Genomic DNA, 23,247 nt, shown 5'->3' on the forward strand with positions numbered 1-23,247 from the left:
CCATGCCCGACTCCGCTCTTCCCGCCCCGTACGACGAACCGCAGCCGGCGACCCCGCTGACCGCACAGCTGAACGCCGGCGTCGCGCTCCCGCCGCCCGGCCAGGACGCCGAGGCGGACTTCGCGAAGCAGGGCCTGCTGGTGGCCCTGGACCCGAACGACCCCGTTCCCGGCCCCAGCCCCAGCGGTCAGCCCTATGCCTGGAACCTGGCCCCCTACGCGGCGTTCCTGTCGGAGCAGACCCCCGCGCCGGACACGGCCAATCCGAGCCTGTGGCGCAATGCCGTGCTGAACATGAACGTCGGCCTGTACGAGGTGGTGAAGGACGCCGTCTACCAGGTCCGCGGCATGGACATATCCAACATCACCTTCATGGAGGACCCGACCCAGCAGAGCAGCGACATCGTCGTGCTGGACCCCCTGATCAGCGAGGAGTGTGCGAAGGCCGCCCTCGACCTCTACCTCGGCGAGCGCGGTGCGCGCACCATCAAGGCCGTCATCTTCAGCCACTCCCACACCGACCACTACGGCGGCGTCCGGGGTCTGTTCGCGGGCGGCACCCCCGATGCCGACGTCAAGATCGTCGCGCCGGACGGCTTCCTGGAGCACGCCGTCAGCGAGAACGTGTACGCGGGCAACGCGATGAGCCGTCGCGCCACCTTCATGTACGGATCACTGCTCCACAAGGGCGCGGACCAGCAGATCGACGCGGGACTCGGCAAGACGATGTCGTCGGGGACCACCGGCCTGCTCGCCCCTTCCCACACCGTCGTCGCCAGTGTCACCGACGAGGACACCCAGATCCCCGCGGGCGTCCCCTGCACCCTGGCCGGGATCCAGTTCGAGTTCCAGCTCACGCCCGGCACCGAGGCGCCGGCGGAGATGAACTTCTACCTCCCCGACGTCAAGTCGCTGTGCATGGCGGAGAACGCCACGCCCACCCTGCACAACCTCTACAGCCTGCGCGGCGCCCAGGTCCGCGACGCCAAGGAGTGGTCGAACTACCTCACCGAGTCCGCCACCCTCTACGGGGGCGACGCCACCTCCCTGTTCGCCAGCCACTTCTGGCCCCGCTGGAAGAGCGAGGGCGGCAACGAGATCGTCGACTTCCTCACCAGCCAGGCCGACCTCTACCGCTTCCTGCACGACCAGACCCTGCGCCTGGCCAACCACGGCCGGACCATGCACGAGATCGCCGAGGACCTCGACCAGCAGCTGCCCCAGAGCCTGGCCGGCCAGTGGTTCAACCGCGGCTACTACGGCACCACCAACCACGACATCAAGGCCGTCTACCAGCGCTACCTCGGCTGGTTCGACGGCAACGCGGCCCACCTGCACGGCCTGCCCCCCGAGGAGGTCGGCAAGCGCTACACGGACACGTTCGGCGCCGACACCATTGTGAAGGCGGCGCAGACCGCCTACGGGAACGCGACGACCGCCGACGACTACCGGTGGGTCGCCGAACTGCTCAGCCACGTGGTCTTCGCGGACCCGGCCAACACCGATGCCCGGAAGCTGGAGGCCGATGCGCTGGAGCAGCTCGGCTACCTCGCCGAAAGCGGCCCCTGGCGCAACTTCTACCTCGCCGGGGCCGCGGAACTGCGCAACCCCGGCGCCGGCACCGGCAGCACCGGCGCGCTGCCCGCACCCGAGATCATCACGGACGACGTGATCGCCGCCATGCCCCAGGACATGGTCTTCGACTACCTCGGCATCCGCCTCAACGGCCCCGACGCCGCGAACAACCCGCTCACCATCGCCCTCACCATCGCCGGCGGGAACGCCGGAGACCCCACGCAGTGCACCGTCCAGCTGCGAAACGGCGTCCTCGTCTACACCGCCGACACCGGCACCGGCGCCGATGCCTCGTACACCCTCACCCGTACCGGTCTCAACCAACTCGCCCTCGCCAAGGACGCGCAGAAGGAAGTGGCCGCGCTCGCGGACAGCAAGGACCTGACGGTCGACTCCGGCACCATCGACCCGCTGAACACTCTCGCGGGGCTGCTGGAGAGCTTCGACTTCTGGTTCGCCCTCACCACCCCCTGATCCCCTCACCTCCCATTCACCCCCATTCGGTACCGGCCGGCTGTCAGCAGTCGGCCGGTACCGGACGTTCCGGGGCGTCGACCTCCCCGCAACGGGACACCGTCCGGCGCGTGCTGCGGGACCACCTCGGCAAACTCGATCCGTCGGCATCCTCCCTTGCGGCGTTCGGCGCCCAACTTCGCAAGGCCCGCCAGGCGGCTGGTATGACCCAGGCCGAGCTCGGCAGGCTTACATCGCTGAGTGACAGTCAGATTTCGAACCTCGAAAGAGGGGCACGCAGTCCCACACTCGACTGGGTGATTGAGGTCGATCGGGTTCTGAACACTGGAGGGACGCTGGAGCTGACCTATTGGAGCCTCAGGGGTGGGGGATCCCTGCTGGAAGGTTTCCCGGAGTATGCGGCGCACGAGGCAAGGGCGGTTGAGCTGCGGCAGTTCGAGTTGGGTGTTGTTCCTGGGTTGTTCCAGACCAGGGCCTACGCGGAGGCGTTGGCGGCGGCCGATGTGAGAGGGCGTTCTGCGAGTGTCGGTGGGTCTCGTCGTGCTTGAAGGCGGGTTGTCCGGTTTTAGGGCTTCCCGATCGGCCGGAAATGCGGTGCGCTGGTGGGCGTGGGTGGACGCGCTCCGTACCCGAGTGACCTGTCGGATGAGGCCTGGGAGCTGATCGGGCCGGTCATCGTCGCCTGGAAGGGCCGGCACACCTCGGTCAGCGGCCACCAGGGCGGCTACGACATGCGGGAGATCGTGAACGCGATCTTTTACCAGGCTCGCACTGGCTGCCAGTGGCGGTACCTGCCGCACGACCTGCCGCCGAAGAGCGCGGTGTACTACTACTTCGCACTGTGGCGCGACGACGGCACCGCCGAGACCGTCCACGACCTGATGCGATGGCAGGTCCGCGAAATGCGCAGACGTCACGAGGACCCCACCGCTGTCGTCCTGGACTCGCAGACCGTGCGGGCCTCGACGAACGCACCCAAGGACACCACCGGACTGGACCCGGGCAAGAGAAGCCCAGGCCGCAAGCGGGGCATCGCCACCGACGTCCTGGGCCTGATCATCGCCGTCGTGGTGGTCGCCGCCAGCGTGCACGACAACGCCATCGGAATCACGCTGCTGGACAAGGTCGCCGCGAGCGCGCCCACCGTGACCAAGGCATGGGTCGACGCCGGATTCAAGAACGCCGTCGTCGCGCACGGCGCCCGCCTGGGCATCGATGTCGAGGTCGTCCAGCGCGAGCCCGGCGCACGAGGGTTCACGCCCGAGCCGAAGCGGTGGGTGGTCGAGCAGACGTGGGGCACCTTGATGCTGCACCGCCGCCTGGCGCGGGACTACGAGGCACTGCCCGCCAGTTCGGTGGCGGTGGTCCACTGGTCGATGACCGACGTCATGCTCCACCGGCTGACCCGCACCGCCACTGCGAGCTGGCGCGACCCGCCCGCCGCGCGGGCCGACGACTGTGACGGGAGGACCCCATGAGGGACATGCTGGAGAAGATCAGCACCCGGCAGCGGCTGGTGCGCGAGACCATCGCGCAACTGCGCGAACAGGCTCGCGGAACGTCTGCCGTGGGCAGCCGAGCACCGGGCAGACCAGACGTCGGACCCGCACCGAGACGACGACCCGCCGCCCATCCACCGGGACATCTGCGACCACCCGGCCGTGGAACCCGTGCACCCGCCCCGTCGGCCGCCCACACACCGGGCACGGCACCGGATCATCCCGCGTCCGCGCCGACACCCGGATGACCTCGCCCTCGTCCGCCACCCCCTCGATGACGAGGGCCGACAGCCCCGAAAACACCACGCTCACAAGCTCGTTGACATCACGCACATCATGCCGACGACCGACGTCACCCTTCGTCACCACCGATTACGGGACAGAGCCTTTGGCTGTACAGACCCCATTCTGGCGGGGTGGAGGTCGAGGCCGGTGGCGTCCCGAGCGGTGGCGTCCTGCGCCGGCGGGTTAGGGGTGCGGGGGAAGCCCTGGGAGGAGGCGGCCGAGCCCCTGTGAGGACGCGTCCTCCGGGGCTGCGGGGGCGCGGGAGGAGAGTGGCGCCCGTCGCTCCGGAGGCAGGTACGCGGTGGGCAGGGGGCCTTCCAGGACGTCGCCGTCGATGCGGACGCCCAGGTACGCCTGGACGCCCTCGGCCGCCTGCGTGGCCGTGGAGCGGTCCGGGAGCACCTGGACCGCGTCCCACAGCGGGTGGTCCGGGCCGCTGCGCAGCGTCGACGGGAAGCCCGCCTCGAAGGACTCGATCCGTACGCCGTCCCGGTAGCGTTCGAGGGTGGTCATGCCGTTGACGCTGTACAGCTGGACGGCCTCGGTGCCTGCCGACAGGCGTGAGAGCACGGCCTCCTTGAAGCCCTCGGGCTCGCCGCTCTCGTGGCAGAACGCCCACTCCCCGTCCCCGAGGACACCGGTGCGCAGGACGACGCCTCCCTCCGCGATCGGGAGGGTGGTGCGGGCCTGCTGCAGCGTCAGCTCCCGGACCGGTTCGGCGGCTGCCCCGTAGGCGTCGAGGACGTGTGCGGGGCCGCGGTGGCGGGCGAAGGTCAGGCACACGATGATGTCGTGCGCCCACCAGGGGTCCTGCGTGGTCATCGTCGCGATCCTCTTTCTGCTGGGCCGTTCGTTGTCGGGGCTCCGCGGCCGCGCCCGGGGGCCTGTCCCCCCGGGCGCGGCCACGGTGTCGTTCGGGCCGGGACCCGTGGACGTCAGGTCGTCCAGGAGACGGTGAACGCCTCGGTGTCGATCAGGCGCTGCGTCTGGACGAAGCTGCCGTACTTCCCGCCGGCCGCCTTGTTGACCGGGAGCGGGACGTGGCCCCGCACGCACGACTCCTTGTACGTGACCGGGTGTCCGGTCGTCTCACGGAACGTCCAGTTGCCGTTGGTGAGTTGGGGGACGATCTCGGCGCACAGCCCGCCGTTCGTGCCGCCCTGGTACGTCCCGGCGAAGGGGAACTCGTCGCAGCTGTCCTCCGGGAACGCGACCGGGTCCAGCTGGGCGAACGGCACCGTGCTCTGCGCGCCGCAGGTGCGCTTGCGGTTCGGCTCGCTGTCGCCCTTCAGTCGCGTGAACTGCTTGGGCATGTTGGGCAGGTAGTTCAGTGCGAAGGCGTAGGTCGCGGCCGCCGCACCGTAGTCCGTCAGGGAGTAGGACAGGTCGGGCCGGACGTCGGCGTAGACGCATCCGGGCGAGCCCTTGCCCGGCTCGTGGACGGCGTTGTCGCAGCGGACCTTGCGCGGATTGGTCCAGTTGACGTTCGGCTGCAGGGGGATGGTGCTGTCCTGCGTGACGTACATGTGGTACTCGTTCGCCAGGGAGTCGACAGCCCCGACGGCGGGCGAGTCCGAGTACAGGACCGTACCCTGCGCCGACGTCCCGGGCGTCAGCGTACGGGCGCCCGCCCAGGGCTTGGCCGCGCCCATCTGGCAGGGCGCCGTACAGCTGGCGTCGAACGCGATGTTGAGGCTCGGCACGTTGCTGGTCGAGGACACCATGGTGACCGTCACCAGTTCGGTCCACATCGAGCTCGTGGCGCTCAGCGACATGCTCAGGTTGATCTTGAGCTGGGCCGAACCGATGGCGGTGCCCTTGTCGTCGCGCAGCGTGTAGGTCGTGGTCATGTCCTTCAGGCACGACCCGAACCGCTCGTACGACCAGTACCCCGCGCTGCCGATCGAGCACGCCCCGGCACCGTCCTGCGTGCTGCTGACGGCCTCGGAAACACTCCTACGACCCGCCGGGCCGTCGGTGACCTGCACGCACTCGGCCGCCGCACCCGCCTTCCCAGGCGCCGACCCCACGGCCACCTCCGTGCACTGAACCCCACCCGGCTCGGCCTTCACCGACAGGTCCTGCCGGTCCGCGGCGCTCACCGCCGTTCCCGGCCCCCCGATCCCCGGCAGACCCGCTGCCCCGGTGCCCGACTGAGCCGCCGACATGCCACCCGAAGCGACGACGAGCGAGACCGCGGCCGCCATCGATGCGGCCAGGGCGACCAGGCGCCGACCATGACGTTTCATCAACTTCCCTCCCCAAGAAGGCGCGAGTGCCATCAGTGGCACCAGCTGTCACTTGGGGCACACGGGTCGCAGCGCCCAGTGGGTTCACCCGGGTGGCGCAAGGGGCGAGAACAATACAGAGATACAGAACCGGTGGACGCTGATGGTGTGAGTGGACGTTAAGTCCGTTTCCGGTAGCGGCCTCGTCCGGGTTGAGCGAGGAAGCCTTGGCGGGTGAGGCGTCCGAGGCGGCTGCGGGTGATGTTGACGGACGCACGGGCAGGCGGTTCCCCACATCCGGACGATCGGCCGGATGGCCTCCACGCTCGCCGCGGGACCGGACGCCGCCCGGCGTCGCGGGCTGCTCACCGCAGCCCCTCTCGGTCCGCGACCGCACGGGCCGCTGGAGCACAACAGGTGTCCGGCCCGAGCCGAGGGCCGAGTGAGCCGATGGTACGAACAGCCTCCCCCGGTAGTGACCCGCACGCGAACGTGTGTGGACGGTGACGGGCCGCCACGCCCCGGCTGCCCGATCCGCCATCACCACCCGCACCTGGTGTGCGCGCGATCAGCGATGTGACGCATCGTCAGAAATGGACCCGGAAGCCTGATGAGCCCTAGAAACCGCCTTGGGGTCGGGGGCTCGTTGCATGGCCGAGTGCGTCACCGCCTACGCGGACGTCAGGGTTCGTCCCTCGTCAGGCGCGGCAGTGGAAGACGCCCCAACGTAGTTCCTCGCGGCGGGCGGCAGCCACCCACAGGGGCAGATTGGCCAGCAGGCTGTCGACGTAGGCGGGGCTGATGATGCGGCGCAGTTCCTGTTCGCGCCGGCGCGTCTCCTCGGTGATGTGCTCGTAGTGGCTGAGCAGTTGGTCGCTGCGGTCGTCGAAGTCGGTGTGGGAGAGCCCCAGGCCGGCGAGTGCGCGGCGGTAGAAGTGCGGCGTGGCCAGGGCGTCCACGCCCAGTCGGGAGACGGCGGCGCGCAGGGCGGCGGCGGGGGTGTCTTCGGCGGCCATCACGTCGGTGAAGACCAGGGCCCCCTCCGGCTTGAGGACGCGGACGGCTTCGCTGAGCAGGCGGGGGCGGTCGCCGCTGTGGCAGAAGGCTTCCTGGGACCAGACGACGTCGAAGCTGCGGTCGGGGTAGGGGATGTCGTGGAAGGACCCGGTGACGACCTCGATGAGGTGGTCGAGGCCGCGCTCGGCGTTCGTGGCGCGGTGGCGCTGGTTCTGGGTGTCGCTGAGGTTGAGGGCGATGACTCGGCATCCGAAGCGTTCGGCGAGGTAGCGGGTCGGGCCGCCGTAGCCGGAACCGAGGTCCAGTACCGAGCTGCCCGCGCGGACCAGGTCGCCGACCTTGTCCGCGGTCTGTTCGACGGTGTGACGAGAGGCGTCCGCGACGGATGCGTCCGCCCGGGCGTAGATCCCGGTGTGGATGTTCTCGCCGCCCCACACCGCGTCGTAGAACGCGTCGACGTCTGCGGTGCCGTAGTAGCTGCGGGTCGCTTCCTCGGAGCTCGCTGCGCTGCCGTGAGGCATGGTTTCTCCTCGCCCTGTCGTCCCGGTCGTGGTCCACCTACCAGCACACCCGACCTCCCGCCGCCCTGCCAGGCGGGAAACCGGCCAACCGGGAGGTAGGTGAACTCCGACAGGGCGCTTTCCAGGGCTCGTTGCCTGCGGGTGGCATTGACAGCGGGCGGCGTCCGGCTGAATGCTAAGCAAGCGCTTAGTCAACGAGGCCACACCCCCGAGGACCCCGAGGAGCCGCCCGATGCCCGAGACCCCCGCCGAGCCGCCCGGGCTGGACCTGGCCCGCCTCCGCGCCCACCTGGACCGGGAGCTGCCCGGCCTCGTCCAGGGCCCGCTGCGGGCCGACCTCGTCGAGGGGGGTCGCTCCAACCTCACGTACGTCCTCACCGGCGGCACCGACCGCTGGGTGCTGCGCCGCCCGCCGCTCGGGCACGTCCTGGCCACCGCGCACGACATGGGCCGCGAGTACCGCGTCATGACCGCCCTGCGCGACACCGACGTGCCCGTCCCGCGCACCCTGCTGCTCGATCCCGGCACGGACGTGCTCGGCGCCCCCTGGTACCTGATGGAGTTCGTCCCCGGCGTCGCGCACCGGGCCCTCGCCCCGATCGCCGCCCTCGGCGAGCAGCGCGTCCACGCGCTCGGGCGGCGGCTGGTCGACACCCTCGCCGCCCTGCACCGGATCGACCCGGCCGACGTCGGTCTCGCGGACTTCGGCCGCCCCGACGGCTACCTGGAGCGCCAACTGCGCCGCTGGTCCACCCAGTTGGCGAACTCCCGCAGCCGCGAACTGCCCGAGGTGGAGCGGCTGCACGCCCTGCTCGCCGAGCGGCGGCCGATCTCCCCGGCGCCCGCCCTGGTGCACGGCGACTATCGGCTGGACAACGTGCTGGTCGGCGACGGCGACGCGATCACCGCCGTGCTGGACTGGGAGATGTCCACCCTCGGCGACCCGCTCACCGATGTCGGCCTGCTGGTGATGTACACCGAGGTCGCCGGCGTCGGCGGCGGCATCATCCCCTCCGCCGCGACCGCCCCCGGCTTCCCGAAGCCGGACGAACTCGTCGCGTACTACGCCGAGTTGACCGGCCGACAGGCCGCCGACCTGGACTGGTACGTCGCCTTCGCCTCCTTCAAACTCGCCGTCGTCGCCGAGGGCATCCACTACCGCTACCAGCAGGGCGGCACCCTCGGCGCGGGCTTCGAGCGGGCCGGCGAGATGGCCCCGATCCTCGCCCGGTACGGCCTGAGCACCCTCAAGGAGCACTGACCGATGGACTTCGCCTACGACGCCCGCACCAACGAACTCCGCGAGCAGCTGCTGGCCTTCATGGACCAGTACGTGCACCCGGCGGAGGCGGCCCTCGCGCAGCAGCTCGCCGACCCGGCCCGCGAGGCCTGGAGCATCCCGCCCGTGGTCGCCGAACTCCAGGCCGAGGCACGCAAACAGGGCCTGTGGAACCTCTTCCTCCCCGGGGAGCGCGGCGCCGGCCTGACCAACCTCCAGTACGCCCCGCTCGCCGAAATCACCGGCCGCAGCCCGCACTTGGCCCCGCCAGCGCTCAACTGCGCGGCCCCCGACACCGGCAACATGGAACTGCTCTCCCAGTTCGGCACCGCCGAGCAGCACGAGCGCTGGCTGCGCCCGCTGCTGGACGCCGAGATCCGCTCCGCCTTCGCGATGACCGAGCCCGAGGTCGCCTCCTCGGACGCCACCAACATCGCCACCCGGATCGAGCGCGACGGCGACGAGTACGTCGTCAACGGCCGCAAGTGGTACATCACCGGGGCGATGAACCCGCAGTGCCGGATCCTCATCGTGATGGGCAAGACCGACCCGGCCGCCGAACCGCACCGCCAGCAGAGCATGGTGCTCGTCCCGCGCGACACCCCCGGCGTCACCGTCAGGCGCGGCATGACGGTCTTCGGCTACGACGACGCGGACCACGGCGGCCACGCCGAGGTGCTGTTCGAGGACGTCCGCGTCCCGGTCGGGAACCTGATCGGGGAGGAGGGCGCGGGCTTCGCCATCGCGCAGGCCCGGCTCGGCCCCGGCCGGATCCACCACTGCATGCGCGCGATCGGCATCGCCGAGCGCGCCCTGGAGCTGATGTGCCGCCGGGTGAACGGGCGGGTCGCCTTCGGCCGGCCGCTCGCCGAGCAGGGCGTGGTGCAGGACTGGATCGCCGAATCCCGGGTCAGGATCGAGCAGTTGCGGCTGCTGGTGCTCAAGACCGCCTGGCTGATGGACACCGTCGGCAACCGGGGCGCGCACACCGAGATCCAGGCGATCAAGATCGCCACCCCGCGCACCGTCGAATGGATCCTCGACAAGGCCGTCCAGGCGCACGGCGCCGCGGGTGTCAGCCAGGACACCCCGCTCGCGCAGCTCTGGGCCGGCAACCGCACCCTGCGGCTGGCCGACGGACCGGACGAGGTGCACAAGCGCTCGCTGGCCCGGCGCGAGCTGCGGCGGCACCCGTAGGGGTGTCATACCGGAGTACTCAGGGGCAGGTTGGCTCCTGGGTATGACGGCTGCGGTCCGCCCCCGCCCGTACTGTCCTGATCAGCAGGCCAGCAGATCAGCAGATCAGCAGCCTGGCGGGCTGGCAGATCAACGGGGACGAGGAGAGACATCATGGGCGGGCGGGGACGGGCCGTGGCGGCGGTACTTCTGGCGGCGACGGCGGTGCTCGGAGTGGCCGGCGCCCCCGGGGCGGTGGCGGCAGCACCGGCGCCGGGGGCGGACGGCGGTGGCGAGCGCCAGGCCCGGGCCTGGCTGCCGGAGCCCACCGGGCCGTACCCGATCGGCACCACCACGCTGCACCTGACCGACACCGGGCGGGAGGACCCCTGGAAGCCCGGGCAGCGCCGCGAGCTGATGATCAGCCTCTGGTACCCGACCGCCCGCCCGGCCACCGGCGCCGACCGCGCCCGCTACATGGACCCCGCCGCCGGCGAACACTTCGGCACCGAGGGCAGCATCGGCCAGGCGAACCACGGCGCCACACCCGGCCGCACCGACTGGGCCGGCATCCGCACCCACGCCCGGCCGGACGCCCCCGCCCTGCCCGGCGGCCCGCGCCCGGTGGTGCTGTACTCGGCCGGCCTCGGCGACCCGCGCACCTGGGGCACGGGCCTGGTCGAGGACCTGGCCTCGCGCGGCTACGTCGTGGTGACGCTGGACCACACCTACGAGGCCTCCGAAGTCGCCTTCCCCGACGGGAACCTGGCCACCTCCGTGTTCCCCGCGCTGGTCGGACAGCCCGGCCTGGACATCGGCGCGGTGCTGCGCAAGTCGATGCAGACCAGGGTGGACGACACCCGCTTCGTACTGGACGAACTCGGCGGCCTGCGCCTGGACCCACGGCTGCCGGCCGGCCTCGCCGCCTCGCTGGACCTCGACCGGATCGGCATGGTCGGCCACTCGGCGGGCGGCTTCACCGCCCTCCAGGCCATGCACGACGACCCGCGCATCGCGGCCGGCGTCAACCTGGACGGCCAACTGCACTTCCCCGGGCCGGACGGCCACACCGGGGTGGACCTGCCCAGCGTCGCCCAGGACGGCCTGGACCGCCCGTTCCTGCTGATGGGCACCCGCAACGAGGACTCCGGGGACTACCACCGGCAGCCCGGCTGGGACGCCCTCTGGCAGCACAGCACCGGCTGGCACGCCGACGTCACGCTGAACGGCTCCCGGCACGGCTCCTACACCGACGCGCAGTCCCTGCTGCCCCAGCTCGCCCGGCAGGGCGCGATCACCCCGGAGCGGCTGAGCGCCGACGTCGGCGACATCCGCCCCGACCGGGCGGTGCTCGCCACCCGCTCCTACGTCGCGTCCTTCCTCGACCGCTGGCTGCGCGGACACGACGACCACCTGCTGGACGGGCCCTCGGCGCGCTTCCCGGAGATGGTGTACGAGCGTTAGGCGTACTGACCGCCGGGGAGCGAAGACGAACAGTCGGGAAACTCGCACCCTCCCTCAAGCTGCCGCAATAACCTGTCCGGCACCAGCCCGAGTTGGAGAGGAACGCCATGAACTCACTTGCCGTGTACGGACGTTGTGGAGCATCGCTGGCCGCCTGCGTGCTGCTCCTGGCCTCTGGCAGCGGGACCGCCGTCGCCGCCGACAGGGCGTCGGCAGTGGCGGGGGCAGTGGCAGTGGCGGGGGTGGTCACCGTCCCGGTCGGGACCCTGGTCTCCGGGATGGCGGTCAGCCCGGCCGGGGACAAGGTCTACGTCACGGCCGACGGCGCGCTCAAGACCGTCGACACCGGGACGGACACCGTCACCGCGCAGATCCCGCTGGCCAACGCCGAGAGCGACTACCACCAGACCGTGATCAGCCCTGACGGCAGGCGCGTGTACGTCGTGAGCGGTCTCGTCATGAACGTGGTCGACACCACGACCGGCACCCTCCTCGCCGCCGCACCGCTGCCGCCGCAGAACAAGCCCGCCGCCTGGTCCACCGGCCGTACGCACGACATCGCGCTCAGCGCCGACGGCGCGACGGTCTACGTCACCCAGGCCGGCGCGACGGGCTACAACGTGCCGCCGATCCCCCCGCCCGGGGTGCCCGCCGAGACTCCCGGACGGGTGCTGACCTTCTCGACCGCGCAGAACGCGTTCACCGGCGAGGTCGCGCTGCCCGGCAGTTACGCGCAGTCGATCGCCCTGCGGCCCGGCGGTCGCGACGCCTACGTCGCCGCCGGGTCCGGGCTGGTGCACCTTGACACCTCGGGCGCCCCCGGGGCCGCGCCGACCGTGGTCGGCTCGGTGTCGAACCTCCGGCAGGCGATCCGTCAGGCGGCGTTCACCCCCGACGGCACCCACCTGTTCGCCGTCGCCGACAGCGCCGCCAACCAGGTCTTCCCCGTCGACCCCGCCACCGACGCCGCGCAGGCACCCGTCACGCTCGCGCCGGTCGCCTCCGCCGGACTCACCGGTGTCTCCGTCAGTCCGGACGGGACCCGTCTGCGCACCGTTCGGTATGACCGCGATCCGCGGGCGGTCGCGCTGGTGGCCTTCGACACCGCCACCTACGCTCCGGTGCCGACCGAGACGGTCCCCTTCACCCTGGACAGCGTCAGCGACACGGCGGTGAGCGCCGACAGCAGCACCGTCTACGCGTTCGGCTGGCGCAACGCCACCCGCGACACCGCCCTCCAGATCGTCACCCGCTGACCGGAGTCCCCCGCTGACCGGCGGGGGAGCGCCGCCCTCCTGACGAGTACGGACGGAGGGCGGGAACGCGCAGGGCCCTACGGCGGCCTGCGCGTTCCGCGCAGTGCCGGAGGCCCTGCCGGCCTTGGCTCCGCCCGGCCCAGGAACACGAGCCCGCCCGCCGCAACACCTGAACCGCCGCCGGTCGTCAGTCCCCCAGGACGGCGATCCGGCCGGTGCTGCGCCCGGCGGCGACGAGCTCGACGGCGTCGGCGGCCCCGGCGAGCGGCACCCGGGCGCTCACCAGCGGGCGGACCGCGCCCCGGTCGGCGAGCCGGGTCAGCTCGTCATGGGCGGCGCGGACGGCCTGCGGGTCGTGGGTGTTGTAGAGGCCCCAGTGCAGGCCGAGGATGGCGTAGTTCTTCACCAGCGCGTGGTTGAGCGCCGGCGCAGGGATCCGGCCGGCGGCGAAGCCGACCACCACGATCCGGCCCTCGAAGGCGACGCACTTGGTGGAGCCGGTGTAGGCGTCCCCGCCGACCGGGTCGAAGACCACGTCCGCGCCGCGCCCGCCGGTGAACTCCTTGACGGCGGCGACGAAGTCCCCGGCCGTCCGGTCCACCACCAGGTCGGCGCCGAGCGCCCGGGCCGCCTGCGCCTTGGCGGGGCCGCCGACCACGGCGACCACCCGGGCCCCGGCGACCCGGCCCAACTGGACCGCCGCGCTGCCCACGCCGCCCGCCGCCGCGTGCACCAGCAGCGTCTCGCCGGCCGCCAGCCGGGCCCGGCGGTGCAGGGCGAACCACGCGGTCTGGTAGCCGATGTGCAGCGCGGCCGCCTCGGCGTCGTCCAGCGCCCCGGGCGCGGGGAAGGCGGCCGCCGCGTCCAGCAGGGCGTACTCGGCGAAGGCGCCGTGCGGCAGCACCGGGTTGCCGATCAGCCGCTCGCCCCGCCGCGCGCCGTCCGCCACCTCGCCGCACAGCTCCACGCCGGGCGTGAACGGCAGCGGCGGGCGGACCTGGTACTGGCCGCGCACCATCAGCGCGTCCGGGAAGTTGACCGCCGCGGCCCGCACCCGGACCAGCAGCTGCCCCGGCCCGGCCACCGGCCGCGCCACGTCGTCGGCCAGCCGCATCACCTCGCCCGGCTCGCCGAACTGTTCCACCTGCCAGGCCCTCACAGCGCCTCGCTCCTCTCCAGCCCCTGCTGGAGCCGGTTCATCCCGTTGATCCAGCGGTCCGGTTCGGTGGCCCGGACCCGGTAGTACTCGGCGACCTCGGGGTGCGGCAGGATCAGGAAGCGGCCCTCGCGCAGCCCGGCCAGCGCCGCCTCGGCGACGTCCTCCGGGTCCAGCGCGGTGGGTGCGAGCAGCGCCTCGCCGACCGCGCCGGTCGAGGCGAGCATGTCGGTGCGCACGCCCTGCGGGCAGAGCGCGTGCACCCGGACGCCGCGGTGGCGGTACGTCGCGGAGAGCCACTCGGCGAAGGCGAGCGCGCCGTGCTTGGTGACCGCGTACGGGGCCGATCCCAACATGGTGAGCAGCCCGGCGGCGGAGACCGTGGCGAGGAAGCGGCCCCCGCCGCGCTCCAGCCAGCGGGGGAGCAGCAGTTCGGCGGCCCGGACGTGGGCGAGGACGTTGACCTCCCAGGCGCTCGCCCAGGCCGCGGCGGGCGCGTCGGCCCCGCCGACCGGGGCGACGCCCGCGTTGGCGCACCACACGTCGATCTCGCCGAGCGCGGCCCGGGCCTGCCCGACCAGGGCGGCCAGCCCCTCGGGGGAGGCGGCGTCCCCGGGGGCGGCGGTGCCGCCGCAGTCCCTGGCGACGGCGCGGGCGGCCTCGGCGTCCAGGTCGTTGACCACCACCCGGGCGCCGGCCGCGGCGAAGGCCCGGGCCAGGGCGGCGCCGATACCGCGCCCGCCGCCGGTCACCACCACGCCCTGGCCGGCGAAGTCCGTCGCCGGTGCGTCCGCGTCCGCTGCGTCCGCGTCCGCTGCGTCCGCGTCCGCCGTGCCGCTCACAGGCCGCCGCCGAGGGTGACGCCGCCGTCCACGACCAGGGTCTGGCCGGTGATCCAGGCGGCGTCCGCGGAGAGCAGGAAGGCGACCGCGCCCGCGACGTCCTCGGGCACGCCGAGCCGGCCGAGCGGGTAGGCGGCGGCGACCTGCTCCTCCCGGCCCTCGTACAGGGCCTCGGCGAACCTGGTCTTGACCACGGCGGGGGCGACGGCGTTGACCCGGATGCCCTGGCCGCCCAGTTCGGCGGCGAGTTCGGTGGTGAGCCGGATCAGCGCGGCCTTGCTGACCCCGTACATGCCGATCCCGAGCGAGGAGCGGATGCCCGCGACGGAGGCCACGTTGACCACCGAACCGCCGTGCTCGCCCATCCAGGCGGCGTGCGCGCGGCGGGTCCAGGCCAGCGGGGCCAGCACGTTGACGGCGAGGATCTTGGCGGCGGCGGCCTCGTCGGCGTCGAGGACCGGGCCGTAGAGGGGGTTGATGCCGGTGTTGTTGACCAGGTGGTCGAGCCGGCCGAAGGCCTCCAGGGTGCTGGTGACGGCCTCCTCCTGGTGGACCGGGTCGTCGGTCCTGCCGGCGACGGCGATGGCGTTCTCCGGCCCGCCCAGGTCGTGGACGGCCTCGGCGAGCGGCTCGGGGTTGCGGGCGGTCAGGCAGACCTTGGCGCCGCGGGCGACCAGCTCGCGTGCGATGCCGAGGCCGATGCCCCGGCTCGATCCGGTGACGACGGCCACCCGGCCCTTGAAGGAGTACGCCACGGAGGGTCCTGCCTTTCGCGCGGAACGTTCGACGGGGGTGCCGGGTGGGCGCAGGCGCCGGTTCGGCGGGGATGCCCGGTCGGCGGGTGTGCCGGTCCACCGGCTGACTAAGCGCTTGCTCAGCATGGTGTCGGTGCGGGAGCCTGTCAACAGTCCGTCGACCGGGCGGCGGGAATGTGTGTACGAGTTCTCTGGGAGGATGGCGCCATGACCAGCACGCCCATCGCCGACCTCTGGCGCACCCTGCCCGGCGGCGCCGACTCCCGCCCCGAGGCGGCGTACCGGCTGCTCCAGGCGGCCGTCGAATCCTTCGCGGAGCGCGGTTTCCACGCCACCACCACCCGGGACATCGCCACCGCCGCCGGGATGAGCCCGGCGGCGCTGTACATCCACTACCAGTCCAAGGCCGCGCTGCTGGCCGAGATCAGCCAGGCCGGGCACGCGGCCACGCTGGAACTGGTCCGGGCGGCGGCGGCCGGTGAGGGCGGCCCGGTGGACCGGATGCGCCGGCTGGTCGAGGAGTTCACCACCTGGCACGCCCGGGCCCGCACGGTCGGCCGGGTGGTCAACTACGAGCTGCACGCGCTGCCCGAGGACGCCTACGCGGTGGTCGCGGCGCTGCGGCTGGACATCGAGCGCGAGGTCAGCGCGCTGATCGAGGCGGGCGTGGCGGCCGGCGCCTTCCAGGTGTCCGAAGTCCGGACGGCGGCCCGTGCGGTCACCTCGCTGGGCATCGACGTCTCCCGCTGGTTCACCGACCGATCCACCGAGACGCCGGATGAACTCGGCCGCCGCTACGGCGAGTTGGTGCTGCGGATGCTCGGCGCCCGGGTCTGATCCGCCGGTCCGCCCGGCGACCGGTAAGGTGACAACTCAGTTGCCATGTGCTCCGAGGAGGACCGATGACACGTCAGATCGGTGATGTACCCGCCCTGTTGGCCGAAGCCTGGGTCTCCTGGGCGGAACGCGGCGCGGCCCTGGACGACGCGTCGTGGGGGCTCGCCACCCGGCTGCCCGGCTGGACCGTCCGGGATCTGTACGCGCACGTGGCGCCGGTGCCGGAGATGTTCGCCGGGCTGCGCGGGGCCCTGGTGGACGGCCCGGCCGAGGTGACCACCGGGGTCGGCATCCTGCGGGCCTACAACCGGCCGGGCGGGATCGCGCACACCGCCGCCGAGCAGGTCGCCGAGGCGGCGAAGCAGACCGCCGCGGCAGCCGAACCGGCCGAGCTGGTCGCCCGCTTCGGGGCCGAGGGCCCGGCGGCCCTGGCCGGCATCGCCGACCTGCCGCCCGCCGCCGCGGTGGCCCACCCGCTGCTCGGCTCGGTGACGGTCGGCGCGCTCGGCGAGGTGGCGCTGATGGAGGCGACCGTCCACCTGCTCGACCTGATCGCGACGATCGGCGGCCCGCCGCCGTCCGACGGCGCCCTGCACTTCACCCGCACCCTGCTCGCCGAGGTCGCCGACCCGGTGGCCTTCATCGAGGCGGCAGCCGGTCGCGACACCACGGCGGTCCTGCCCGTCATCCGCTGACACCGGGGCGCGGCGCGTAGGCCGCGACGGCGGAGCCGGGCTCGGGGTGGACGGCGGCCGGGCCCGCGCTCCCGCCGGGCGGGCCCGCGGGGGCCGTCGCCGCAGGTCCTGCGGCTCGGGGCCGGTTCGCGGGCTGTGGCACGATGCCCGCAGGCCGGTCACCAGGGACGGCCCGCGCCACGCCGCAGGCACGAGCGGCGGGCGGTTCCACCGCACGCAGAATGAGGACCCGCCATGTCCGAGACCATCCCCAGCCACGCCCGGCCCACCGGGCAGCCCGCCTTCCGCCCCGCCACGCTCGCCGACGTACCGGCGCTGGTCGAGCTGGTCGAGTCCGCCTACCGCGGCGACGCCAGCCGGGCCGGCTGGACCACCGAGGCGGACCTGCTGGAGGGCCAGCGCACCGACGCCGAGGGCGTCGCCGCGGTCATCGGTCGCTCCGACGGGGTGCTGCTGGTCGCCGAGCGGGACGGCCGGCTGGTCGCCTGCTGCCAGCTGGAGCACCGCGGGGACCGCGCGTACTTCGGCATGTTCTCGGTGCGCCCCGGGCTCCAGGGCGGAGGCCTCGGCCGGGCCGTGCTCGCCGAGGCCGAGCGGCTGGCCGGCCAGGAGTGGGGCGTGGGCGAGCTGGAGATGACCGTGATCGAGCAGCGCGCCGACCTGATCGCCTGGTACGAGCGGCGGGGCTTCCGCCGGACCGGGGTCTTCACCCCGTTCCCGTACGGCGACGAGCGTTTCGGCGTCCCGCTGCGCCCCGATCTGCGCTTCGAGAAGCTGACGAAGGCGCTGAAGGAGTCGCTGGGGGAGGCCTGACCGCAGGGGTGCGGGCCGGCGGTGCTCGGGGTCGAATCCATGATCGCTTGACGGTTCGTCGGTACGTGATGACATGTCAAGTCACTGACCAGGGGCGATGCGGAGATGTCATACCTCGTTCATGATTGGTCTAGGCCAATGTGAGAGGCTGAGGGCGAACGGCCACGTTCCGTCCCATGCCCAGGGGGGCCACTTCCGCATGCCCGTACTCCATGGCACCGCCATGCCCGCGCCCGTCCCCGGCCCGCGCCGGATCCCCGCGGACCCCGACCTCCGCCTGCCCAGCCCGCCCGACGACGAGGAGCTCTACTGGTACTTCGGCCCGCAGCGCCGCTGGGTGCTGCTCTGCGCCACCCTCTCCTACGCGGGAGCCACCGCCACCCTCGGCCTGTTCGCCCTCAGCCGGCCGCTGCTCTGGCCCTTCCTGGTGCTCACCGTGCTCAACGCGGCCACCTGGCTGCTCTCGCTCACCGACGGCCAGCGCGCCCGCCGCTACACCCGCGACTCGCACGACCTGCTGATGCGCGCCTGGCAGCCCGCCCGCCACCCGAGCGTCGACCTGCTGCTGCCGACCGCCGGCGAGCCGCTGGCCGTCCTGGAGAACGCCTACCGCCACACCGTCGCCGTCCAGTGGGCCGGCGCGCTGACCGTCATCGTCCTCGACGACGCCGCCCGCCCCGAGGTGCGCGAACTCGCCGAGTCCTACGGCTTCCAGTACCGGGCCCGCCCCGACCGCGGCCGGTTCAAGAAGGCCGGCAACCTCAACCACGGCCTGGCCGAGGGCAACGGCGAGATCGTCGCCGTCCTGGACGCCGACTTCTGCCCCCGCCCCGACTTCCTGCACCACCTGGTGCCCTACCTCGACAACCCCGAGGTCGGCATCGTGCAGAGCCCGCAGTGCTTCGACACGGACGCCGACATGTCCTGGCTCGAACGCGCCGCGGGAGCCACCCAGGAGATCTTCTACCGCTGGATCCAGCCCTCCCGGGACGCGCAGGACGGCACCGTCTGCTGCGGCACCAACGCCCTCTACCGCCGCGCCGCACTCATGCGCGTCGGAGGCTTCGCCGAGATCGACCACAGCGAGGACCTCTACACCGGCCTCTCGCTCGCCCGCGCCGGGTGGACCACCCGGTACGTGCCCGCCCTGGTCGCCAAGGGCATGTCGCCCACCGGCCTGCCCGCCTTCATCAGCCAGCAGTACCGCTGGTGCCTCGGCTCCCTGGCGCTCGTCCGCGACCCGGACTTCCGCCGCGGACCGCTCCCTCGCTCCGCCCGGCTCTGCTTCTGGAACGGCATCCTCGGCTACGTCACCAGCGCGGTGAACGTCTTCGCCGTCCCGCTGCCCGCCCTGATCATGCTGTTCTTCGCCCCCGGTGAGATCCAGCCGTGGCAGGTGCTGCCGTTCCTGCCGCCGATCTGGGTCTCGCTCGTCCTGCTGCCCGCGATGTCCCGCACCCGCTGGCGCTTCGAGGTCACCCGGGTCCAACTCCTCGGCGGGCTCTGCCACGTGGTCGCCATCGCGCACGCGCTGCGCCGCCGCAGTGCCGACTGGGTGCCCACCGGCGCCGTGTCGGGCGGCAGTTCACTGGCCAAGGCGGTCGCCCGGATCGGCGTCGGCTGGCTGGGGTTCGTCGTCCTCGCGGGCATCGCCGGACTCGTGCGCGCGGCCATGCTGTACGGCTGGCAGCCCTTCTGGGCGCTCACCGCGCTGCTCGCGCTCACCGCGTACACCATGATCCCGCTGATCCGGTCCCTGTGGCCGCTCCTGCGCGGTGGCAACGGGGCCGCCGTCGGAGAGGTCGCCGCGCCCGTGCGGCGCCGGTCCGACCTGGGCTTCGGCCACGCGGAGGCCGTCGCCGTCACCGCCGTGCTGCTGCTCTGCGGACTGCTGGCCTCCGGCTGGGCCGATCCGCTGATCTTCTGACGCTCCGTCAACTCCGCTCCGTCAACTTCATGAGCTCCATCAATTCCTGACGTCAAAGTCGATGTCTGACGACCCATCAACTTCGTTCGGATCCACCGCGTTTCCCAGCGCGTCGCCCCACCGGCGCGGATGCGCCGCCCGGCCGCCCCATCGGCCCGGCGGTCCCGACCACCCGCTGCCTGCCCCTGCGAGGAGCACCGCCGTGTCAACGGCCGTACCACCACCGTCGTCGTCCCCTTCCTCCCCTGCCGCCACCGCCTCGGCCGAACTGCTGCCCGGCGTCGTCCGAATGGACCGGCAGGCCGCGCCCGAGCGGCGCCCCTCCGCAGAAGCCGTCGCACCGCCGCAGGCCCAGCGGCGTACCGGCTTCCGCCCCGACATCGAGGGCCTGCGCGGAGTCGCCGTCCTCTCCGTCCTCGCCTACCACGCCGCCGTTCCCGGCTTCGCCGGCGGCTACGTCGGCGTCGACGTCTTCTTCGTCATATCCGGCTTCCTCATCACCGGACTGCTGCTCGGCCGCCCGATCGGCCTGTGGGACTTCGCCGCCCGCCGCGCCCGCCGCATCCTGCCCGCCGCCGCCACCGTCCTGGTCGCCACCGCCGTCGCCGGCGGCGCGCTGCTCGACCCGCTGCGCGGCACCGACCTCGCCCGCGACCTGATCGCCTCCGCCGGACAGGTCGTCAACTGGCGCTTCGTCGGCCAGCAGACTGACTACCTGGCCGCCGAACACGCCCCGAGCCCGCTCCAGCACTTCTGGTCGCTCGGCGTGGAGAACCAGTTCTACCTGCTGTGGGGCGTTCTGCTGCTCGGCCTCGCCCGCTTCCTGCACGGCCGCCGCCGCACCGTCGCGATCACCCTGGCCACCACGGCCATCGGCGCGGTCTCGCTGCTGCTGTGCGTCCGGTGGACGGCGACCTCGGCGCCGCTCGCCTACTTCTCCACCGGCAGCCGGCTCTGGGAGTTCGCGGCCGGCGCGTGCGCTGCGCTGCTCGGCGGCGCCCTGGCCGGCCGTGTGCAGCGGCGCGGGACGGCCTGGTCGCTGCGACTGCTCGGCTGGGCCGGCGCCGCCGCCGTCCTCGCATCGATCCTGCTCTACGACCGGAACACCCCCTTCCCCGGCACCGCCGCGCTGGTGCCCGTCCTCGGCGCCGCCGCCGTCCTGCTCGCCGGCCCCGCCCACCGCGCGCTCGGCGCCACCGACGCCGGACGCCTCCTCGACAACCGGCCGCTGCGCGCCGCCGGTCGCCTGTCGTACGCCTGGTACCTCTGGCACTGGCCGGTGCTGACCATCGCCCAGGCCCGCTACGGCGCCCTGCCCTGGACCACCCTGGCCGCCCTCGCCGCAGCCAGCGCGCTGCCCGCCTGGCTCACCATGCGGCTCGTCGAGCAGCCGCTGCGGTACGGCAGCAGCCCGGCGCCGCGCCGGGGCCTCGCGGTCGGCGCCAGCGCCCTCGTCATCCCGCTGATCGCCGCACTCACCCTCGGCGGCGGCACGGTCCGCGCCCTCGGCGGCACCGCCGACACCCCCGCCGCCGCCCCGGCCGGGGCCCCGACCGGCCCCACCCTGCTCGCCCCCGGTGCGCGGGTGCTCGGCCTGACCCCCTCGCTGGCCCGCGCCCGGGAGGACTTCCCGCCCGGCAAGGGCTGCGAGATCCCGCTGAACGCCGACAGCAGCCCGCGCTGCCTGTTCGGCGCCGAGGACAGCCCCGACCGGATCGTGCTGCTCGGCGACTCGCACGCCGGCCAGTGGATATCGTCCGCACTCGCGATGGCCGAGCAGCGGCACTGGGCCCTGGAGGTCCTGGTCAAGCCCGGCTGCCCGCTCGCCACCCTCACCGTGCGCAACAACGTCCTCGGCCGCACCTTCGAGGAGTGCGACCGCTGGCGCGAGAACACCCTCACCCGGCTCACCTCCGGGCCCAGGCCGCGCCTCGTCCTGATGGCCGGCCTCAACAGGTACGGCAGCCAGGAGGAACGCACCCAGGGCTGGACCCGCACCCTGGACCGCCTCGCCGCCGTCGGCGCCCCGCTCGCCTACCTCGGCGACACCCCGATGCCCGGCAAGGACATCCCGACCTGCCTCGCCGCCTCCGACGGCCGCTCGGACGCCTGCTTCTTCCCGCGCGACACCGCCTTCGAGCCGGACCCGATGCTCGACGGCGGGCTCGCCGCCCGCTACGGCGTCCGCACCCTCGACCTGGGCCCGCTGCTGTGCCCCGGCAGCGGACCGGACTGCCCGGCGGTGCTGGAGGGCGTGGTGCTGTACCGCGACACCGGCCACATCACCGACACCCTGGCCCGCGTCCTGGCGCCGCGCCTGGACAAGGGAATCCTGGAGGCGGCCGGGTAGCGCGGCTCCGCCACCTGGGGCGCCCCGCCGGATCGATCCGGCGGGGCGCCCTCGTCGTGCGGGTGCGGGTGTGGCCACGCAGGCGTTTTCTCAGCCGTAGATGCTGTGGCAGAGGCGGGCCTGCTCCGAGCCCGCGGGCCAGCGGCCGACGCGTTCGGCCTGGTCGCAGATGCCGCCCGGGCCGAGGGTGGGCAGCGCCGCGCCGGTAGCCGGAGCCGCCGGGGTGGCGGCGGCCGGGGCGGGGGCGCCGTGGGTCGACGGCGAGGGGCGCGCGGTGCGGCCGGGCTTCGGGTGCGCGGTCGTCGCGTGCTGGGCGTCGGCCGGCTCGTCCTCGTTCGGCGCGGCCGCCGCCGTGGCCGGGACCAGGGCCGGGGCCGGTCCGGCGCGCTCCGGCGTGGGCGGCGGGAGCGGGGACGGCGCGGGTGTGGTGGGGAGCGGCGAGAACGCGGGCGGGTCCGGCGCCGCCGGGTCGGACGCGGAGGGGGAGGTGTGCGGCAGGGCCACCACGTCCAGGTCGTCTCCCGTCCCCGGCCCGCACATCGCCAGGACGGCGGCGAGGACGGCGACCGTCCCGACGGTCGCGGCGGCCCACACCTTCCGCGACCGCCGCGACGTCGGTGCGGGCGGCCGAACGGGGGCCGGCGCGAACGCGGTGGGTACCGGGGGTGGCTGCCAAGCGTCCTGCGGCCACTGCCACTGTCCTCCGGTGGACTGCCCAGTCATCTTGTCGTCCTTCCAGCGCCGAACCCCCCGTCGAATCCCCCGCCATGCCTTCCCCGTGCTCAACGAGCGCGCCGACGCCGGGACATGACCCGGAAGAGGGGTCTGGAGGGGCGCCGATTGCCGCCGCGCCACATGCTGGGGGGCATGGAGACCAACAGCACGTCCAAGCACCTGGTCGAGGTGGCCGACTTCCGGACCGACAGCCGCTACCGCCTGGTCCACTTCGAGGGCCACGGCTGGGAGCCGCTCGCCCCCGAGGAGTTCGAACCCCGGATCCACCAGCTCTTTCCGGACCTCGACCCGCGAGATCCGGTCCGCGTCCACTGGGCGGATCGCCCCTGGGAGTGGCCCCTCTGGCACCCCGGCGAGGCGTGAG

21 protein-coding genes and 1 pseudogene are annotated in these 23,247 nt (G+C 73.1%); 14 read left to right on the forward strand and 8 right to left on the reverse strand.

The genetic code is table 11. The features are described 5' to 3' along the window. Positions 1 to 2: 2 nt before the first annotated feature. The 3 genes from ACFWPT_RS18505 to ACFWPT_RS18515 all read left to right on the forward strand — a co-directional run bounded on the left by ACFWPT_RS18505 (position 3) and on the right by ACFWPT_RS18515 (position 3,526). Positions 3 to 2,048: an alkyl/aryl-sulfatase gene (locus tag ACFWPT_RS18505; RefSeq protein WP_380482804.1), complete on the forward strand. Its 2,046-nt coding sequence runs from the start codon at positions 3 to 5 to the stop codon at positions 2,046 to 2,048. A gap of 110 nt (positions 2,049 to 2,158) precedes the next feature. Next, positions 2,159 to 2,596, forward strand: a complete 438-nt coding sequence (locus ACFWPT_RS18510; protein ID WP_380482806.1) for a Scr1 family TA system antitoxin-like transcriptional regulator — start codon at positions 2,159 to 2,161, stop codon at positions 2,594 to 2,596. Between the two features lie 60 nt (positions 2,597 to 2,656). Continuing rightward, positions 2,657 to 3,526 carry an IS5 family transposase gene (locus tag ACFWPT_RS18515; RefSeq protein WP_380482808.1) on the forward strand — a complete coding sequence of 290 codons (870 nt, stop codon included), beginning with the start codon at positions 2,657 to 2,659 and terminating at the stop codon, positions 3,524 to 3,526. A gap of 66 nt (positions 3,527 to 3,592) precedes the next feature. Here the strand turns inward: ACFWPT_RS18515 and ACFWPT_RS18520 are convergent. From ACFWPT_RS18520 to ACFWPT_RS18530, 3 genes and pseudogenes are all read right to left on the reverse strand, one after another. Next, positions 3,593 to 3,850: pseudogene (locus ACFWPT_RS18520) on the reverse strand (transposase family protein); the annotation flags it as partial. A gap of 165 nt (positions 3,851 to 4,015) precedes the next feature. Then, positions 4,016 to 4,654: a DUF6461 domain-containing protein gene (locus ACFWPT_RS18525; RefSeq protein WP_380482810.1), complete on the reverse strand. Its 639-nt coding sequence runs from the start codon at positions 4,652 to 4,654 to the stop codon at positions 4,016 to 4,018. Between the two features lie 113 nt (positions 4,655 to 4,767). Beyond that, complete coding sequence (locus ACFWPT_RS18530; protein WP_380482812.1) at positions 4,768 to 5,682, reverse strand: hypothetical protein; 915 nt, start codon at positions 5,680 to 5,682, stop codon at positions 4,768 to 4,770. Between ACFWPT_RS18530 and ACFWPT_RS18535 the strand changes: the two genes are divergently transcribed. Further along, positions 5,681 to 5,881, forward strand: coding sequence for a hypothetical protein (locus tag ACFWPT_RS18535; RefSeq protein WP_063352310.1), 201 nt, complete (start codon positions 5,681 to 5,683; stop codon positions 5,879 to 5,881). The genes ACFWPT_RS18530 and ACFWPT_RS18535 overlap by 2 nt on opposite strands. Before the next feature lie 877 nt (positions 5,882 to 6,758). Here the strand turns inward: ACFWPT_RS18535 and ACFWPT_RS18540 are convergent. Then, complete coding sequence (locus ACFWPT_RS18540; protein ID WP_380482814.1) at positions 6,759 to 7,598, reverse strand: SAM-dependent methyltransferase; 840 nt, start codon at positions 7,596 to 7,598, stop codon at positions 6,759 to 6,761. 232 nt (positions 7,599 to 7,830) lie between these two features. On the opposite strand from ACFWPT_RS18540, the gene ACFWPT_RS18545 reads away from it, so the two are divergent. The 4 genes from ACFWPT_RS18545 (at position 7,831) to ACFWPT_RS18560 (ending at position 12,773) form a co-directional block, all read left to right on the forward strand. Then, entirely contained in the window at positions 7,831 to 8,859 is a 1,029-nt protein-coding gene (locus ACFWPT_RS18545; protein ID WP_380482816.1) for a phosphotransferase family protein, read from the forward strand. A gap of 3 nt (positions 8,860 to 8,862) precedes the next feature. Further along, complete coding sequence (locus tag ACFWPT_RS18550; protein ID WP_380482818.1) at positions 8,863 to 10,074, forward strand: acyl-CoA dehydrogenase family protein; 1,212 nt, start codon at positions 8,863 to 8,865, stop codon at positions 10,072 to 10,074. A gap of 153 nt (positions 10,075 to 10,227) precedes the next feature. Beyond that, positions 10,228 to 11,517, forward strand: a complete 1,290-nt coding sequence (locus ACFWPT_RS18555; RefSeq protein ID WP_380371486.1) for an alpha/beta hydrolase family protein — start codon at positions 10,228 to 10,230, stop codon at positions 11,515 to 11,517. A gap of 107 nt (positions 11,518 to 11,624) precedes the next feature. After that, positions 11,625 to 12,773: a hypothetical protein gene (locus ACFWPT_RS18560; RefSeq protein WP_380482820.1), complete on the forward strand. Its 1,149-nt coding sequence runs from the start codon at positions 11,625 to 11,627 to the stop codon at positions 12,771 to 12,773. Between the two features lie 187 nt (positions 12,774 to 12,960). Here the strand turns inward: ACFWPT_RS18560 and ACFWPT_RS18565 are convergent, their stop codons facing one another. The 3 genes from ACFWPT_RS18565 to ACFWPT_RS18575 all read right to left on the reverse strand — a co-directional run bounded on the left by ACFWPT_RS18565 (position 12,961) and on the right by ACFWPT_RS18575 (position 15,526). Further along, positions 12,961 to 13,932: an NADPH:quinone oxidoreductase family protein gene (locus ACFWPT_RS18565; RefSeq protein ID WP_380482822.1), complete on the reverse strand. Its 972-nt coding sequence runs from the start codon at positions 13,930 to 13,932 to the stop codon at positions 12,961 to 12,963. Continuing rightward, positions 13,929 to 14,687 (reverse strand): SDR family oxidoreductase, encoded by a 759-nt coding sequence (locus ACFWPT_RS18570; protein ID WP_380371597.1) that lies wholly within the window; start codon positions 14,685 to 14,687, stop codon positions 13,929 to 13,931. Before ACFWPT_RS18570 ends, ACFWPT_RS18565 begins: the two co-directional genes overlap by 4 nt. 80 nt (positions 14,688 to 14,767) lie before the next feature. Further along, on the reverse strand, positions 14,768 to 15,526 hold the full coding sequence (locus tag ACFWPT_RS18575; RefSeq protein ID WP_380371478.1) for an SDR family oxidoreductase: 759 nt from the start codon (positions 15,524 to 15,526) through the stop codon (positions 14,768 to 14,770). 207 nt (positions 15,527 to 15,733) lie between these two features. Here ACFWPT_RS18575 and ACFWPT_RS18580 point away from each other — a divergent pair, with 207 nt between their 5' ends. The 5 genes from ACFWPT_RS18580 to ACFWPT_RS18600 all read left to right on the forward strand — a co-directional run bounded on the left by ACFWPT_RS18580 (position 15,734) and on the right by ACFWPT_RS18600 (position 22,148). Beyond that, entirely contained in the window at positions 15,734 to 16,363 is a 630-nt protein-coding gene (locus tag ACFWPT_RS18580) for a TetR/AcrR family transcriptional regulator (RefSeq protein WP_380371475.1), read from the forward strand. A gap of 65 nt (positions 16,364 to 16,428) precedes the next feature. Beyond that, positions 16,429 to 17,058 (forward strand): maleylpyruvate isomerase N-terminal domain-containing protein, encoded by a 630-nt coding sequence (locus ACFWPT_RS18585; protein ID WP_380482824.1) that lies wholly within the window; start codon positions 16,429 to 16,431, stop codon positions 17,056 to 17,058. Positions 17,059 to 17,292: 234 nt separating this feature from the next. Then, entirely contained in the window at positions 17,293 to 17,871 is a 579-nt protein-coding gene (locus tag ACFWPT_RS18590; RefSeq protein WP_380371471.1) for a GNAT family N-acetyltransferase, read from the forward strand. 199 nt (positions 17,872 to 18,070) lie between these two features. Beyond that, the gene (locus ACFWPT_RS18595; RefSeq protein WP_380371468.1) at positions 18,071 to 19,798 is read left to right on the forward strand and encodes a glycosyltransferase family 2 protein; all 1,728 of its coding nucleotides are present in this window, start codon (positions 18,071 to 18,073) and stop codon (positions 19,796 to 19,798) included. Between the two features lie 202 nt (positions 19,799 to 20,000). After that, complete coding sequence (locus tag ACFWPT_RS18600; protein ID WP_159398315.1) at positions 20,001 to 22,148, forward strand: acyltransferase family protein; 2,148 nt, start codon at positions 20,001 to 20,003, stop codon at positions 22,146 to 22,148. 90 nt (positions 22,149 to 22,238) lie between these two features. On the opposite strand, the gene ACFWPT_RS18605 is transcribed toward ACFWPT_RS18600, so the two are convergent. Beyond that, the gene (locus ACFWPT_RS18605; RefSeq protein ID WP_380482826.1) at positions 22,239 to 22,742 is read right to left on the reverse strand and encodes a hypothetical protein; all 504 of its coding nucleotides are present in this window, start codon (positions 22,740 to 22,742) and stop codon (positions 22,239 to 22,241) included. A 273-nt stretch (positions 22,743 to 23,015) separates the two neighbouring features. On the opposite strand from ACFWPT_RS18605, the gene ACFWPT_RS18610 reads away from it, so the two are divergent. Continuing rightward, entirely contained in the window at positions 23,016 to 23,246 is a 231-nt protein-coding gene (locus tag ACFWPT_RS18610) for a hypothetical protein (protein ID WP_063350865.1), read from the forward strand. Position 23,247 lies beyond the last annotated feature (1 nt).

This window comes from Kitasatospora sp. NPDC058478 (genome assembly GCF_042720345.1).
GTDB lineage: Bacteria > Actinomycetota > Actinomycetes > Streptomycetales > Streptomycetaceae > Kitasatospora.

Excerpts from the sequence above, each read along its gene's own strand:
- ACFWPT_RS18555 (WP_380371486.1), top strand. The coding sequence starts at position 10,228 with ATGGGCGGGCGGGGACGGGCCGTGGCGGCGGTACTTCTGGCGGCGACG.
- ACFWPT_RS18590 (WP_380371471.1), top strand. The coding sequence starts at position 17,293 with ATGTCCGAGACCATCCCCAGCCACGCCCGGCCCACCGGGCAGCCCGCC.
- ACFWPT_RS18530 (WP_380482812.1), bottom strand. The coding sequence starts at position 5,682 with ATGACCACGACCTACACGCTGCGCGACGACAAGGGCACCGCCATCGGT.
- ACFWPT_RS18505 (WP_380482804.1), top strand. The coding sequence starts at position 3 with ATGCCCGACTCCGCTCTTCCCGCCCCGTACGACGAACCGCAGCCGGCG.
- ACFWPT_RS18610 (WP_063350865.1), top strand. The coding sequence starts at position 23,016 with ATGGAGACCAACAGCACGTCCAAGCACCTGGTCGAGGTGGCCGACTTC.
- ACFWPT_RS18580 (WP_380371475.1), top strand. The coding sequence starts at position 15,734 with ATGACCAGCACGCCCATCGCCGACCTCTGGCGCACCCTGCCCGGCGGC.
- ACFWPT_RS18585 (WP_380482824.1), top strand. The coding sequence starts at position 16,429 with ATGACACGTCAGATCGGTGATGTACCCGCCCTGTTGGCCGAAGCCTGG.
- ACFWPT_RS18560 (WP_380482820.1), top strand. The coding sequence starts at position 11,625 with ATGAACTCACTTGCCGTGTACGGACGTTGTGGAGCATCGCTGGCCGCC.
- ACFWPT_RS18545 (WP_380482816.1), top strand. The coding sequence starts at position 7,831 with ATGCCCGAGACCCCCGCCGAGCCGCCCGGGCTGGACCTGGCCCGCCTC.
- ACFWPT_RS18595 (WP_380371468.1), top strand. The coding sequence starts at position 18,071 with ATGCCCGTACTCCATGGCACCGCCATGCCCGCGCCCGTCCCCGGCCCG.
- ACFWPT_RS18550 (WP_380482818.1), top strand. The coding sequence starts at position 8,863 with ATGGACTTCGCCTACGACGCCCGCACCAACGAACTCCGCGAGCAGCTG.
- ACFWPT_RS18535 (WP_063352310.1), top strand. The coding sequence starts at position 5,681 with ATGTCCTTCAGGCACGACCCGAACCGCTCGTACGACCAGTACCCCGCG.
- ACFWPT_RS18525 (WP_380482810.1), bottom strand. The coding sequence starts at position 4,654 with ATGACCACGCAGGACCCCTGGTGGGCGCACGACATCATCGTGTGCCTG.
- ACFWPT_RS18540 (WP_380482814.1), bottom strand. The coding sequence starts at position 7,598 with ATGCCTCACGGCAGCGCAGCGAGCTCCGAGGAAGCGACCCGCAGCTAC.